Genomic DNA, 1,065 nt, shown 5'->3' with positions numbered 1-1,065 from the left:
AATGGTCATGTTATTTTTATATAACGTAGGTTTTGGTCAACTGCCAAGGATGTCTGACAATTTTCGTTTTATCACTGCTAAGGATAGCAATTATGTCTAAATTTGAATCCAATCTTAATAAAGACAGCAAGATCGCTCCAGTTAATGCTATGGATGTTCAGCAAACAAGCTCTATTAGTATCCTAACAAAATCAACCAAACCAATTATGGTGCGAGGTGTGCTATCAGTCGCCGTAGCAAGTAGTTTACTATTGATGGCCGGCTGCGGAGACGATGACACCACGATCACTACTGAGTATATTACATCTGTTCAAGCTGTTAACGCATTTGATAAGGCCCAGACAGATGGTGGTTTTGGTCTGGAGAACACTGCAACACCTGCGGCAAAGTGTGACATCAAAGTAGAAAAAGTCAGCTATCCAACAGTGGGGGCAGCAGGCGAGCGTACGAATGCAACGGCGGCATTGATGTTACCAAGTGGTGATAGTGCCGACTGTCAGGGCGACCGACCTGTATTGCTCTATGCGCATGGCACCACTACTGACAAAGCCTATGATTTTAGTCAAGTAGGTAATCCGCAAAATTCAGCAGGATCAGAGGCAACCCTTATAGCAGCAAATTTTGCGGCGCAAGGTTATATCGTGGTCGCGCCCAACTATGCAGGCTATGATGATTCTGAGCTTGATTATCATCCTTACCTAGTGGCAGATCAACAGTCAACTGATATGGTCGATGCCTTAGATAGCGCACGTGTGATAATCAAAAAGCAGCAGCGTAGCAAGGATACTAAGTACATCAATATCGACGACTCTGGTGAACTGTTTATTAGTGGTTATTCGCAAGGTGGCTATGTGGCCATGGCCGCAGCAAGGCTATTGGAGCAACAAGGCAAATCTGTGACAGCGATAGCGCCATCATCAGGGCCGTATGCATTAGCTGCTTTTGGCGATACTATATTTTCAGGCAACGTCAATATTGGCGCAACTCGGTTTGCACCGCTACTGGCAACTGGCTTGCAAAAAAAGTATAAAAACATCTATCGAAATAGCACAGATATCTTTACGA

Annotated in this window: 1 protein-coding gene; it reads left to right on the top strand. The window is 44.5% G+C overall.

Annotated elements, in window-relative coordinates:
- Positions 1 to 92 precede the first annotated feature (92 nt).
- Positions 93 to 1,065 (top strand): alpha/beta hydrolase family protein (locus ACS8FD_RS16505; RefSeq protein ID WP_439276639.1); only part of this gene is annotated, 973 nt, incomplete at its 3' end.

This window comes from Psychrobacter sp. 1U2 (genome assembly GCF_051847575.1).
This window is presented reverse-complemented; position numbering and strand designations above follow the sequence as displayed.